Below are 12,512 nucleotides of genomic sequence, written 5' to 3' on the forward strand. Positions count from 1 at the left end.
GACGTTTCATGGCTGGAATCGCTGACAAGCTCGACAAGGCATACGAGGATAAGCCCCTCACCGAACTCGCCGACGCACCCGTTGAAGCGCTGCAGGGTGTCAGTCCCGGCGACGCTGAACACCTGAAGGCCGCGTTCAACATCAAGACCATCGGCGACCTCGGTCGCAACAAGTACTTCCTGTGGGCGCAGGCTATCTCCAAGCTCGGCGAGTAACAAGAAACCTCACACATTCGCGACCCTTGTAACGGGGGCTGCAGCTCTTCGATGAGCCGATGCCCAACAGACAATCTCCAATATGGCCGACCTCGACACCAGCGATCGATAGCCGACTCGCTGCTTCTTCAGCGATTCTTCAGCCAGGCGTAGGCATGGTGGCGGCACGTGACCGCACTACTTGGGAGAATCGTCATGGACATCGCTGAAAACCACGCCACCACCCCATCGATCCGGGCGTCCGATGCTGATCGAGAACGAACGAGTGCGGTTCTGCACTCCGCTGCATCCCAGGGAATGCTGACCCTCGCCGAAGTGGACGAGCGCCTGGCGACGTTGTACAACACCAAATTTCGCCACGAACTTACCGCTCTGACCGAGGATCTTCCTGGCGAGCAAGCGAACTCCTGGTTCGCCCGCACCGAAAGTACCGTCATGGACAGCGTTCGTGCCCTGGTCGCAGCTGCGTTCGCACTGGTTCTTTCAGTCGCTGCGCTGGCGCGCAGGCATCCGCGGATTACTGCGGCCGTCGGGTTCCTGATCGTGCTGGCCTTCGCCGCGGTCGTTGCCCTCGGAGGGTTGGAGTTGGACGGGCATGAGTTGCGCGGTGCGCAGGAGATCGGCGAGCACTGATATAACTGGAACGACAAGGACGTCGGCACTCTCCGTGCCGACGTCCTTGTCGTTCGTATTCAGTTGTCAGGCAGCGGGTTCGGTGGCGCGCTGGCGCGAACGCAGATAGTTGACCACTACCGGCAACACCGACAACACGACGACGCCGATCAGAATGATCTCGATATGGCTGCGCACGAACGGGATTCCTCCCAGCAGGTATCCGAGGGTGCTGACGCCCGCGCCCCACAGGATGCCGCCGAGGATGTTGTAGACGGTGAACGTCCGGTATTTCATTCCCGACGCGCCTGCCATGACCGGTGCCACCGTCCGGATCACCGGTACGAATCGCGCGAGAACGACTGTGCGCGGACCGTATCGGGTGAAGAACCCGTGCGCGCGTTCGAGCTGAGCTGGACCGAGTCTCTTCGCGCCGGGCCGGTCGAACACGGCGGGGCCTGCGGCACGGCCGATGAGATAGCCGCACTGGTCGCCGAGAATCGCAGCGATCGGCACCGTAACCAGCAGGACCCATAGCGGGACGAACGGTGCTGCGCCTGCGACGAGAACCCCTGCGGTGAACAGCAGGGAGTCGCCAGGGAGAAAAAATCCGATCAACAGTCCAGTCTCGACGAATACCGCGGCCAATAGCCCGAGCAACCCGAACGTGGCGACGAGGGCGTTCGGATCGAGGATCCCTCCGGTGAGTGCCGATGTCATACGGTGACTTCTTCCTTGGTGTGAGAGCGAGCCGGGAGTGTGCGGCCCGAGCCGACGCGGAGTGCGGACGAGCCGAGGGTGACCATGAAGCAGGCGAGCAGCAGGCCTGCGCAGACGTCGGTGAACCAGTGGACACCGAGATAGAGGCGGCTTGCGGCAACGAGTGCGGTGACGGCGAGAGCGGCGGTCATCAGCACCTGCCGGCGTCTCCTCGATTGCTGTCCGACGACGAGCGCAGTCATCATCAGCAGCGTCGCGGTTCCGGTGACGTGGCCCGACGGGAACGAATGATCCGTTTCGAGCATCAGCTGGATGGCCAGGGGCGGGCGGTCACGACCGACAACGAGCTTGAGCGCTGTGCAGACGACCGCCGACAGCGCGACGGTGGCCAGTAGCGTCAGCGCCGGAAACCAGCGTTTGGTTCGCCAGATCAGTACCGCTGCGATCACGAATCCGAGCGCCGCGGTCTCCGGCGGTCCGCCGGCGGTGGTGACGGCAACAGCGATGTGGTCGAGCGGCGCACTTCGATGGTCGACCAGCCAGCCCGTGATCGAGCCGTCGATGCCCACCGACCACCCGTCGGTCCGCACGGCGACACCCAAAGTGACGAGCGCAAGGAGGAATCCCAGCGCGGCCACGACCGGCGCGTAGGGGTTCCCACGCCGGGTCAGTCCGCCGTAGACGACGAGTCCCAGCGCGACGACGAGTGCGGTCGCCTCGATCTCGGCGGTGGCGGCCTCGGTCACGACCTCGGTGGCGAGGGAATGCGCGGTGGAAAACGATGAGGAGATGATCACGAGCATCAGTGTGGAGATCATGTCCTGAAGAACCGCTGAGAGCGTGTCGACCGGCACACCTTCGTTCTGGTCTACTCGGGCAGGACGACAACCGAACGGAGTTCGCGATGCGGGTGCTGGTGGTCGAGGACGAAGTGCGCCTCGCCGAGATGGTTCGCCGTGGATTGGTGGCCGAGGGGTTCGTCGTCGAGATCTCTCACGACGGCGACGACGGCTTCCACTCCGCCGTCGCCGGGAACTTCGATGCCATCGTCCTCGACATCATGTTGCCGGGAAAACACGGCTACGACATCGTGCGTGACCTACGTGCCCAGAGTGTGTGGACACCGATTCTGATGCTCTCCGCGAAGGATGGCGAGTACGACCTCGCCGACGCGTTCGATCTGGGTGCCGACGACTATCTGGTCAAGCCGTTCTCGTTCGTCGTACTGGTCGCGCGGCTGCGTGCGTTGGTACGACGAGGGGCTCCCGAGCGGCCGACAGTCCTGACCGTCGGCGATCTGGAACTCGACCCGGCGCGACACCGGGTCACGCGTCAGGGATCGGAGTTGGCGCTCACACCACGCGAGTACAGCGTCCTCGAATTCCTCATGCGCCGCAGCGGTGTCGTGGTGACGAAGTCCGAGATCGTTCGCTCGGTGTGGGATGCCAACTACGACGGCGACGAGAACATCGTCGAGGTCTACATCGGATACCTCCGTAAGAAGGTCGATCAGCCGTTCGGGCTCAAAAGCATCGAGACAGTGCGTGGCGTCGGCTATCGATTGGCGTCCAACGTGATGTAGAAGAAGTCGCGACGGTCGGGTGCGAGATATCTGTCCGGTGCGCTCTGCACGCCAGGAAGCAGCGTGGACGGTGCCAAATTCCCGGCACCGTCCACGGTCCAGCTGTTGAATTGGGTCATCCCACTGTGGATGTCGAGTTCCATACCGGTCACTGCACCCGCATCGACGAGGGCACGCGCCAAGGTGGCCAGGTCGACCTTTGCGGCGGCGACGTAGACGATGTTGCCGCGGGCATCGATGCCGAGTCCTGATCGCTCGGTGTACTGAAGTTGGTTCTTCGCGCTACCCCACTTCGAGGACCCGTTTGACTCGATTCCTGGTGCCGCCGAGCCGTGCTCGACCAGTAGCGCGAGATTCTGCCGCACGGCCACGACGTGCGGACCGACATCGGAACCGGACATCCAGTCGACGACTCTCAGATGCCCGGAGTCGTCGATCACGGCTGATGCCTGACCGTTCTGCAGGGCTCGGGCTGCAGTGCCGTGCGAATAGAAACCTCCGGAAATATCACTGAACTTCCATCCGGAGTTGAACGCGGCCACCAGCGAGGGCACGTCATCGCCGGGAACCGATGCGGGAGAGGACGCGTCGGAGATCGGTTGTGTCGTCCCCGGCACGAGATGTGCGGTCGTCGCCGTCTGCGACACGATGGCGACACCAGCGACGGCGCTGCGATGAGCTGGATCCGGTTGGTACAGCGAGGTATAGGAGACCGGCGTCCCGTCCGTGCCGGTGCGCCCGGGTATCCATGTCGGAGAAGCCATCCCGGTTGTCGTGGGAAGGACGGGGAGAACGCCGATCGAGGTCGAGGCACCGCCGGCGACCGCCGATGCGGCAGGCCGTGGCAGAGTGGGCTGGCTGTCCGGCGGCGGAGTTGCGTAACGCCAGTTCTCGTACGCGTTCAGCAACGGGGCGCCACCGTGATCACGAATCCATGTCGAGGTCTTGTCGTTCCAGGTCGCGTACCCTGGTGCTGCGAGTGCGCGAACGTAGGACACTGTTGCGACTGAAAGAAGCACGAGCGCAGCGATTCCCAGAATTTTCCAAATCCTGATTTCGCGGCGTGAGATCTGCGAGGGCGGCGACGGAGCGGGCAGTGTCGGTGTGTGCATGTCGAGTACTCCTTCTGGTGTTTGCCGTCGACTGTGCACGGAGGGTGCTGAACGATCACTGAGAACCGTTGGTGTCGAAAGGATTCGACACGACAATTATTTGAAACGACACTGCAGCGTTAGGCACTTCTGTGCCGAAGGCTGCAGTGCGATGATCTCTACTGCCCGGGTGCGTCGGGTATGTCGCCCGGTTCCGGAACATCCACTGCCCCCGGGGCATCGGGCGTGTCGCCCGGTTCCGGGCTGTCGACGATGCTGGTGTCCGGAGCCGCGGACCGGTCGAGAACATTCGCACCGGCGATCCCGCCGCCGATCGATGCTGCTGCCAGCGCCACGGCCGCGACCGCTACGATCTTCTTCTTGGCGTTCACTGTCGACCCTTTCGGTTGTCGGATGTGCCGGGTCGTCCCGGTACAGCCACGAGAGTGCTGGAGGCGACCTGAAGATTCGCTGTGCTCGGCTGAGGATTCACGTGTTGATCGCTGTCGCCCTGCTGTCGTCGGTCACGTCCTCGACGTCGGCCTTGCTGACGGTCAGGTATCCGACGAGCCCGACGATGATCACCAGAAACAGCGCCGTGACGACGGTGGGACCCAGTCCGAGGCCGCCGAGGTCCTTGTTCTGGGTCAGCAGATCTCCGATCGACGCCCCGAGCGGACGAGTGACGATGTAGGCGATCCAGAATGCGAGTACGGCATTCAGTTTCAGACCGTAGTGCGCAGCGGTGACGGCGGCGATGACGGCACCGAACACCACTGTCGACGTCAGGTAACCCAGATTGATCTGCTCGGCCACCAGGTCGCCGGCAGCGGTACCGAGAGCGAACGTGAACAGGATGGCCAGCCAGTAGAACCCCTCCCGACGTCGTGTCCTGATGCTGTGGATGGACAGCGTGTCCTCGCTGATGTACCACGCGGCGAACGTGAGAATCAGACCGGCCGTGAAGAAACCGGTACTCACCGCCAACGGGACACCGAAGTTGTCGGTCAGGTTGTCGGTGATCAATGTGCCTGCCACGCTGATCAGAATCACGGTGAGCCAATACACCGACGGGACATAGTGTTTCAGAGAGAACTGGTAGACCAGCACACCGACGAGAAGAACTCCGACGACGATCGACGTTCCGGTCATGCCGAATCCGAGATCGACGTTCAGCGCATCGGCCGCCGTTTCGCCGACCGTCGTGCCGAGAATCTTGATGATCCAGAAGTACAGGGTTACTTCCGGTACCTTGCTCGCGAGCGTGCGTGAAGTGGTCATGAGCGGCAACTGTTGCAAAACGTTCCTGAAGAAGCGCTGAAGATCATCCGCGTTCTCGGGACCGGAGGCATCAGACTGGGACGATGCGCGTGAACTTCGATCTCCTCCGGCCCCGTTCGTGGACCGTTCGAGTCCGGTCGGCTGTTGCGTCGACCCTGGTCGTCGCCGTGTGCTTGATCGTGGCGGGCGTGGCATTGCTCGGTGTCCTGTACGACTCGCTGGAAACATCCGCGCGCAATGCTGCAGCCGCCCGCGCCGTGCAAGTCGCCGAACAACTCGAATCGGATACACCGTCGCAGATCGACGAATCGCTGCTGTCGACCGACGGTCAGATCGGATCGGTTCAGGTGATCGATTCCTCGGGTGGCGTCGTGGCGACGTCTCAGGGCGATGCGAAGGTGCCGCTGTCGACGACACAGTTGGAGCCGTCGACGACAGCCGACCTGGGACGCGTCGAACTGGAAGGCGACGACTTCTGGGTGACGGGGATGGGCGCGAACTCACCGAGCGGTGCGGTCACCGTGGTGGTCGGTGCCGACCGGGAGCCCGTCGAGAACGTCGTGACGACAGTTGCGGTCTTGCTCGCGATCGTCGGCCCTGTCGTCATCGCTCTCGTTGCGTTCGCCACGTACAAGCTCGTGGGCGCGGCACTGAGTCCGGTCGAACGCATCCGCTCGCGCGTGGCATCCATCTCCAACAGTCAGTTGGACGAACGACTTCCGGTTCCCGAGGCCCGCGACGAGATCGCGCGACTTGCCGCGACCATGAACGAGATGCTGGGTCGCCTGGAAGCGGGACAACGCGCGCAGCAACGATTCGTCAGCGACGCGTCGCACGAACTTCGAAGTCCGCTGTCGACGATCACCGCAGCACTCGAACTCGCAGCGTCCAGGCCGGATCTGCTCGACGAGTCACTGATCGACGAATCCTTGCTGCCGGAGGCTCGTCGAATGCGGGCATTGATCGAAGACCTTCTCCTGCTTGCTCGTTCGGACGAGACAGGACTGGTCGAGGGTGCAGTCGATGTAGACCTGGACGACGTCATGTACAAGGAAAGCAAGCGGGTAGCTGCATCGACGGGCCTCGAGGTGGAGTCGGTGATCGAGCCCGTGCGTGTGCAAGGCGATCAGCAGGCGCTGGCGCGCGTGGTCCGCAACATCGTCGACAATGCCATGAGGCACGCGGCGACGCGTGTTCGCCTGGCATCGTCGCAGGCGGACGGCTACGCCACGATCGCGATCGACGACGACGGTCCAGGGGTCCCCGAATCCGAGCGTGACCGCGTGTTCGACAGATTCGTCAGGCTCGATTCCTCGCGAACCCGCGACGAGGGAGGCGCAGGTCTCGGCCTGTCCATCGTCGCGGGAACCGTTTCAGCACATTCGGGTACGGTTCGCGTCGTCGAGTCACCCTTGGGCGGAGCCCGATTCGTGATTCAGCTTCCGCTGTAGGCGTGTTCACGAGGCAGTGACGGCGGCCTTGATCCTCGAGACCAGGTTGTCGAGCGCGTATCGGATGCTCAGGGCGGAGGGCGATTGAGCGGTAAAATGAGGCAAGGGTTACCGACGAACGACTCCGCCCCTGCAGCGTCCGATTCGTCGGCGTTTCCGGTGACCGTCGAGTCGGCGCTGGGTACAGCTGAGATCAGCGACGAGCCCACTCGGGTCGCGACATGGGGTTGGTCGAATCAGGACGCGATCCTCGCGCTCGGAGTGGTTCCAGTCGCAATGCCGACATTCGCGGAGGCTCAGTACGGTGCCGACGATCGCGGGATTCTTCAGTGGGATGCCACAGTCCTGAACGATCTCGGGGGAGAGACGCCGAAGTTGCTGTCGGGGGACGGGACTGGTGCAGCGCCGATCGAGCAGTTCGCCGAGGCGAACCCGGACCTGATCTTCGCGCCCTACTCGGGTCTGAGCCAGGCCGAGTTCGATGCTCTGTCTCGGATCGCGCCAGTCGTCGGCTATCCGGACCAGCCATGGACAGCATCCTGGGAAGATCAGCTCACGATCGCAGGCACAGCGTTGGGCAAGGAGAAAGAAGCCGCCGAACTGGTTTCTGGCGTCGAGAGTTCCATCGCCGATGCCGCTGCGAAGTATCCGGCCCTGAGCGGTAAGACCGTCACCATCGCGCTTCCGAACGCGCCCGGCACATTCGCGGTCAGCAAGAACGGTGACGTGCGCGTCGAATTTCTCGAGCAGCTGGGCCTCGTCAACGAGCCGACGATCCAAGAAGCCGATCCGACCAAGGACCCCGATGCCGTCTACTTCGAGCTGAGTCTGGAGCAGGCGTCGTCGATAAGGGCCGATGTGCTGTTCGTGGTCGCGTACGACAAGGAGAGCCTCGGTGCATTTCTCGCCGAACCCGCCGTCGCGTCGCAGCCGGTTCTCGCCGAAGGCCGAACCGCATCCACCGAGAACTTCGGCGTCGACAAGAACTTCGCATTCGGCGGACTCACGGTTCTCACCATTCCGTACATTCTCGACGATGTGGCGTCGGCGCTGAACGCCGCGGCAGGGAACGTACAGGACTGATTCCGCAGACGGATAGTCTCATGTCCGTGATGACTGAAACCGGAGCCGGCCCCTCGTCGTCGAGGGGTCGGCTCCGTGACGTGCCACCCGTCGTCAAGCTTCTGCTGTCCTCGATGGTGCTGTTCAACGTCGGTTTCTACCTGGTGGTTCCGTTTCTTGCGGTGCATCTGTCCGAAGAACTCGGCTTCGCCGGGTGGGTCGTCGGATTGGTCCTCGGACTACGAACCTTCAGTCAGCAGGGGATGTTCTTCGTCGGTGGCGGCATCGCCGATAGGTTCGGTCGACGGCCGATAATACTGTGGGGCATAGCGATTCGAGTTCTCGGATTCGTGGTGCTGGTCTTCGCGAGCAGTCTCGTCGCAGTGATCGTCGGTGTGTTGCTGATCGGATTCGCCGCTGCACTGTTCGCGCCTGCCGTCGAATCTGCCAATGTGGACTTGGGTCGACAGCTCGAGGAATCCGGGATAATGCGTCGGACAGAGCTTTTCGGTTACGAGCAGATGAGCAGCAGGCTCGGCACCGTCCTCGGCCCCGCGCTGGGCGCTGCGCTGCTGGTGTTCCCGTTTGCGGCGTCGTCGGCAGTGGCCGCGGTGTTGTTCGCAGGACTGTGGATCGGCTTCTATGTACTGTTTCCGACCGATGTCGACGGTTCTGCGCCACGGTCGACTCTTTGGGGAGTGTGGCGAGAGGTTCTGGGCAACAGACGGTTTCTCGGACTCGCTGCATTGTTCAGCGCACAGTTCGTCGCCGCAAGTCAGCTGTATCTGATGCTTCCCGAGCAACTCGACCGGATCTCCGGCTCGCAGACGTTAATCGGGTGGTTCTACGTCGGTGCTGCGGTACTGGTGATCGGGGGACAGCGGCCGATGGTGACCGCCGCCGATCGGATCGGACATCGCGGTGCGACCGTCCTCGGGCTCGCTCTGATGTCCGTCTCGTTCGTGATTCCTGCTCTCACTGCCGGCGAATCCGATTCTGTCCGGCCGTATCTGGCCACCGCAGCGTGGATCGGTCTACTGCACTTGGGGCAGATGTTGATGGTTCCACCGATGAGAGACACCCTCGCCAGAGTCGCAGGCGAGCGTCATCTCGGTGCTCACTTCGGAATGCTCAACACCATCGGCGGGTCTGTGGCGTTGGTGGGCACTCTCGGTGTGGGATTCCTCTACGACCGCGTCGACGAGGGCATGTCGGCGGCGACCCCGTGGATCGTGGTCGCCGCCTGTATTGCCGTGCCCGTGTTTCTGCTGTGGTTGTGGTCCCGGCACTCCGACGCTATCTGGCCGCGTCGGCCTCGTTGATGCGATCCACGAAGGCCGACAACACGAACGGAATCGTCAACGGATTCGGCATCGACACCGCATCGCTGACGATCGGGTCCAGGCCGATCAAGCCTCCGTCGCGAACGACCTGCAGGTTGGTGAACGTGGCCTGCGATTCCATCTCGGCGCGTGCGAGTTCGTAGTTGTCGAACAATAGGTAGTCGCATTCGAGGAGGCTGTAACTCTCCGCCGAGAGCTCGGTGTTCAGCTTGCCCTCGAACCGTTCGGCGAGCGCGGCCGGTGGCTCGAATCCGAGAGCGGTCAGAAGTTGGGCTCGTGCGGACGTAGGGCTGAAGGCGCGAAGGTTGCCGTCACTCCACCGAATCACGAGGGCTGCGGTCTTGCCTACGAACTGCGAGTTGTCCGTACGTGCTTGCGCGACAAGCTCTTCGATTCTGGTTACCTCGGTGGCGGCTTCTGCGGGAAGGCCGACGGAGCGACCTATGCGTGCCGTGACTTCCTGCCATGGCAGCACCCAATCCGTCTGGTCCGCTGCATGCAACACCGTCGGCGCTATTTCGCTGAGCTGCGCGTACAGGCTCTCGTCGATTGCATTGTTCACCGCGATGATGAGATCCGGTGCAGCCGCAGCGATGGTCTCCACGTCGAACTCGGTTGTCGCATTCTCCAGCGCCGTCGGGTCGGCTCCAGTCACCGACGGCTCTGCCCATACACCGATCCCGTCGTCGGTCGATCCCTTCCATACCGGGACGAGAACGGGTGTGAGGCCGAGGGCCAGCAAGACATCGGCGTCGCCGATGCCGACGGCTGCGATTCGGGTCGGGGCGGATTCGATGGTCGTCGAACCCAACTTGTGCTCGATGGTGACCGGGAATGCGCCTTCTTCTGCGTGCGAGCCCGTCGCCGAACCGTCCTCTGTGGCGGAGGAGTTGCTCGAACACCCGGCAACGACGAGGCCGGCGACCGAGGCGAATGTCATCGACAGCACTGTTCGACGGTTGACGAGCGGGTTCATCTGATCTCCTAGATTGTGGTGTGGCTAACCTAATCTATCGGTATCACCCCGCCTGCAGTGGCATTCCTTGCTAGGACCACTCGCAGCCAAACGTTGCGTGATCGGACATCGAGCGGTCGGCTGTTCTCGCCGGGATGACCAGGGTCAGCTTCGGGGACGGGTACGGGGTGCGTCCATCGAGCCGCGTGGTGGTCCGTCGTGGTCGCACGGACCCTGAAACGACGCCACCAACACCGCGCGGCGCGTTTCCTTGTGTCCGTCTGCCGCAAAAACGGTTCCAATACCTGCACTGCGGTGCAGACTGGAGCGCAAACCGGTCGGGGTGATTGGTACGAGGTGCACGATGAGCAGGACTACACCGCCTACGCCGGGGGTCTCGGAGATCGAGCGCGGCGGAGCGACAATCGGCATCACCCGCTTCCATATCGGCACCCAGACCTTGGTGTGGGATGCCCGGGCGGCAGAACTGTTCGACGACACCGGAGATCGACCCGCCCTCGAAATCTGGCAGCAACGTGTACATCCCGACGACCACGTCATCGTCAAGACGCTCTACGAGGACGCGCTGTCGTCGATCGGCGCCGAATGTGTCTACCGAATCCGACAGACCAACGGCGACATCCGATACATCCTCACCCGCAGCGTCGCAATCGAAGCGGGCCCCGACGGGACACCGGATGTCCTGACCGGAGTCGTACTCGAACTTGACCCCGAGCTCGGGCACGAAGCGCTACTGACCCACGTCCTGGACAACGTCACGCTCGGATTCGTCATCCTGGACCACGACATGACAGTTCAGTACGTCAACGCGCAAAGCGAACGACACCTGAACATCCGACGCCACCAGGTACTCGGACACCATATTCACGACGTGCTGCCGGCTCTGAAAGGCACCTATCTGGACTTCATGCATCGAGAGGTGCTGCACACCCGCGGCGAGATCACCATACGCACCGAGTCGGTGTACCTGCCAGGAACGACGATGGAGGCGACCGCGAACTACGTCGACGGTGTCGTCGCCATCAGCTATCGCGACGTCACCGAAGAAACCCGCGCCCACGCCCGAACGGTCGAGGCGTACCGCGAACTGCTCGTTCGGTCGCGACTGGACGATCTCACCGGTGTCCTCAACCGGGCAGCCCTGTTGGAGCGAATTGCCCGCATCTCCTCGGAACTCGCGGCTCCGGATGCTGTGCTGTTCATCGACGTCGACGACTTCAAGACCATCAACGACACCTACGGCCACATCACCGGTGATCTGGTGCTGCGCACCACCGCGCAACGGTTGGCGGCGGAGTGCGATTCGAGCATGGTGATCGGACGGATCGGAGGCGATGAATTCGTGGTCGCGTTGTTCCGCCGAAGTGAACTGGGGCACGCGGCTCCGCCCACCGAAGTGGCGGCACGCATGCACCGATCCCTTCAGTCCCCGGTCTTCACTTCCGCCGCCGAAATCACGGTCTCGGTGAGCATCGGGATAGCTCGCAACCACTCCGACTCGGCGATCGAGGAGTTGCTCTCTCGCGCTGATGCTGCGCTCTACGCAGCCAAGAAGGGAATGACGAAAAGCTGGTGGAATCCTGCCGATTCGTTCCCCACTGCGCCCTCGTCACCGTCTCCGGACCAATGCGATGTCGCCATCACTCGGCAGCCACAGGAGCCGACGTGACCGATCCTGGTGTGCTGGAATCACTTACGGTGGGCTGAGAATAGACCTGGGCTGCAATGCGGCGTGGGTCGTCATCGGGGAGTGAGGCGATGAGGATTCGGCGGGGGTGCGAAGACGTGCCGGCCACCACGTACTTCTGGCCGGGTCGAACGAGCGTTGCCTCCTCGTCGATCTCCGCGTCACGCACATGCATATGCGTCTGCGTGAGGGGTGGTGTAGCGGCCGACGTGTGGCGTGCGGACGAATCTGTCTCGGAGAGTGCATCGCTGACGATTCTGCGGGGGTCGTATTGCCGCAGATCGAACGACTCCCATTCTGTGCGCTGCAAGGGAACTCCCAGTTCTCGTTCCGCTGCGGTGCGTGTCGTGTCGACGAACTGACGGAGCGATCGGACGGATCGGGCCAACTGCTGAGCGTAGCTGGGCAGTCGCGTCGGGCCCAGGACGAACCCGGCGATGACAGCGACAAGGAACAATTTTTCGAAGGTCAAACCGAACATGATGTAGCTCC

General features: G+C 62.8%; 14 protein-coding genes. 7 read left to right on the plus strand and 7 right to left on the minus strand.

All coding sequences use genetic code 11. The features are described 5' to 3' along the window. Nucleotides 1-8 precede the first annotated feature (8 nt). Nucleotides 9-215: a hypothetical protein gene (locus CHB96_RS09995; protein WP_089245638.1), complete on the plus strand. Its 207-nt coding sequence runs from the start codon at nucleotides 9-11 to the stop codon at nucleotides 213-215. Nucleotides 216-383: 168 nt separating this feature from the next. Then, nucleotides 384-848 carry a DUF1707 SHOCT-like domain-containing protein gene (locus CHB96_RS10000; protein WP_141136468.1) on the plus strand — a complete coding sequence of 155 codons (465 nt, stop codon included), beginning with the start codon at nucleotides 384-386 and terminating at the stop codon, nucleotides 846-848. Nucleotides 849-914: 66 nt separating this feature from the next. Here the strand turns inward: CHB96_RS10000 and CHB96_RS10005 are convergent, their stop codons facing one another. Together CHB96_RS10005 and CHB96_RS10010 are read right to left on the minus strand one after the other, a co-directional pair. Next, complete coding sequence (locus CHB96_RS10005; protein ID WP_089245642.1) at nucleotides 915-1,547, minus strand: DedA family protein; 633 nt, start codon at nucleotides 1,545-1,547, stop codon at nucleotides 915-917. Next, entirely contained in the window at nucleotides 1,544-2,365 is an 822-nt protein-coding gene (locus tag CHB96_RS10010; protein ID WP_141136469.1) for a phosphatase PAP2 family protein, read from the minus strand. Before CHB96_RS10010 ends, CHB96_RS10005 begins: the two co-directional genes overlap by 4 nt. A gap of 86 nt (nucleotides 2,366-2,451) precedes the next feature. Here CHB96_RS10010 and CHB96_RS10015 point away from each other — a divergent pair, with 86 nt between their 5' ends. Continuing rightward, complete coding sequence (locus CHB96_RS10015) at nucleotides 2,452-3,129, plus strand: winged helix-turn-helix domain-containing protein (protein ID WP_089245646.1); 678 nt, start codon at nucleotides 2,452-2,454, stop codon at nucleotides 3,127-3,129. On the opposite strand, the gene CHB96_RS10020 is transcribed toward CHB96_RS10015, so the two are convergent. The 3 genes from CHB96_RS10020 to CHB96_RS10030 all read right to left on the minus strand — a co-directional run bounded on the left by CHB96_RS10020 (nucleotide 3,102) and on the right by CHB96_RS10030 (nucleotide 5,501). Further along, complete coding sequence (locus CHB96_RS10020) at nucleotides 3,102-4,241, minus strand: phosphodiester glycosidase family protein (protein WP_089245648.1); 1,140 nt, start codon at nucleotides 4,239-4,241, stop codon at nucleotides 3,102-3,104. The genes CHB96_RS10015 and CHB96_RS10020 overlap by 28 nt on opposite strands. Before the next feature lie 158 nt (nucleotides 4,242-4,399). Continuing rightward, on the minus strand, nucleotides 4,400-4,612 hold the full coding sequence (locus tag CHB96_RS10025; protein WP_089245650.1) for a hypothetical protein: 213 nt from the start codon (nucleotides 4,610-4,612) through the stop codon (nucleotides 4,400-4,402). 97 nt (nucleotides 4,613-4,709) lie between these two features. Continuing rightward, nucleotides 4,710-5,501: a COG4705 family protein gene (locus CHB96_RS10030; RefSeq protein WP_089245652.1), complete on the minus strand. Its 792-nt coding sequence runs from the start codon at nucleotides 5,499-5,501 to the stop codon at nucleotides 4,710-4,712. Nucleotides 5,502-5,584: 83 nt separating this feature from the next. On the opposite strand from CHB96_RS10030, the gene CHB96_RS10035 reads away from it, so the two are divergent. From CHB96_RS10035 to CHB96_RS10045, 3 genes are all read left to right on the plus strand, one after another. Next, nucleotides 5,585-6,952, plus strand: coding sequence for a sensor histidine kinase (locus CHB96_RS10035; RefSeq protein WP_089245654.1), 1,368 nt, complete (start codon nucleotides 5,585-5,587; stop codon nucleotides 6,950-6,952). A gap of 96 nt (nucleotides 6,953-7,048) precedes the next feature. Next, nucleotides 7,049-8,035, plus strand: coding sequence for an ABC transporter substrate-binding protein (locus tag CHB96_RS10040; RefSeq protein ID WP_089245656.1), 987 nt, complete (start codon nucleotides 7,049-7,051; stop codon nucleotides 8,033-8,035). A 29-nt stretch (nucleotides 8,036-8,064) separates the two neighbouring features. After that, nucleotides 8,065-9,336 (plus strand): MFS transporter, encoded by a 1,272-nt coding sequence (locus CHB96_RS10045; RefSeq protein WP_089246141.1) that lies wholly within the window; start codon nucleotides 8,065-8,067, stop codon nucleotides 9,334-9,336. Here CHB96_RS10045 and CHB96_RS10050 read toward each other — a convergent pair. Then, nucleotides 9,311-10,333: an ABC transporter substrate-binding protein gene (locus tag CHB96_RS10050; RefSeq protein ID WP_089245658.1), complete on the minus strand. Its 1,023-nt coding sequence runs from the start codon at nucleotides 10,331-10,333 to the stop codon at nucleotides 9,311-9,313. The genes CHB96_RS10045 and CHB96_RS10050 overlap by 26 nt on opposite strands. Nucleotides 10,334-10,676: 343 nt before the next feature. Between CHB96_RS10050 and CHB96_RS10055 the strand changes: the two genes are divergently transcribed. After that, a complete protein-coding gene (locus tag CHB96_RS10055; RefSeq protein ID WP_089245660.1) occupies nucleotides 10,677-12,002 on the plus strand; it encodes a GGDEF domain-containing protein in 1,326 nt (441 codons plus the stop codon). Here the strand turns inward: CHB96_RS10055 and CHB96_RS10060 are convergent. Beyond that, complete coding sequence (locus tag CHB96_RS10060; RefSeq protein ID WP_245865428.1) at nucleotides 11,974-12,501, minus strand: twin-arginine translocase TatA/TatE family subunit; 528 nt, start codon at nucleotides 12,499-12,501, stop codon at nucleotides 11,974-11,976. The two genes, CHB96_RS10055 and CHB96_RS10060, sit on opposite strands and share 29 nt — an antisense overlap. Between the last annotated feature and the right edge of the window lie 11 nt (nucleotides 12,502-12,512).

The sequence above is a fragment of the Rhodococcoides kyotonense genome (genome assembly GCF_900188125.1).
In the GTDB taxonomy this organism is placed as follows: domain Bacteria; phylum Actinomycetota; class Actinomycetes; order Mycobacteriales; family Mycobacteriaceae; genus Rhodococcoides; species Rhodococcoides kyotonense.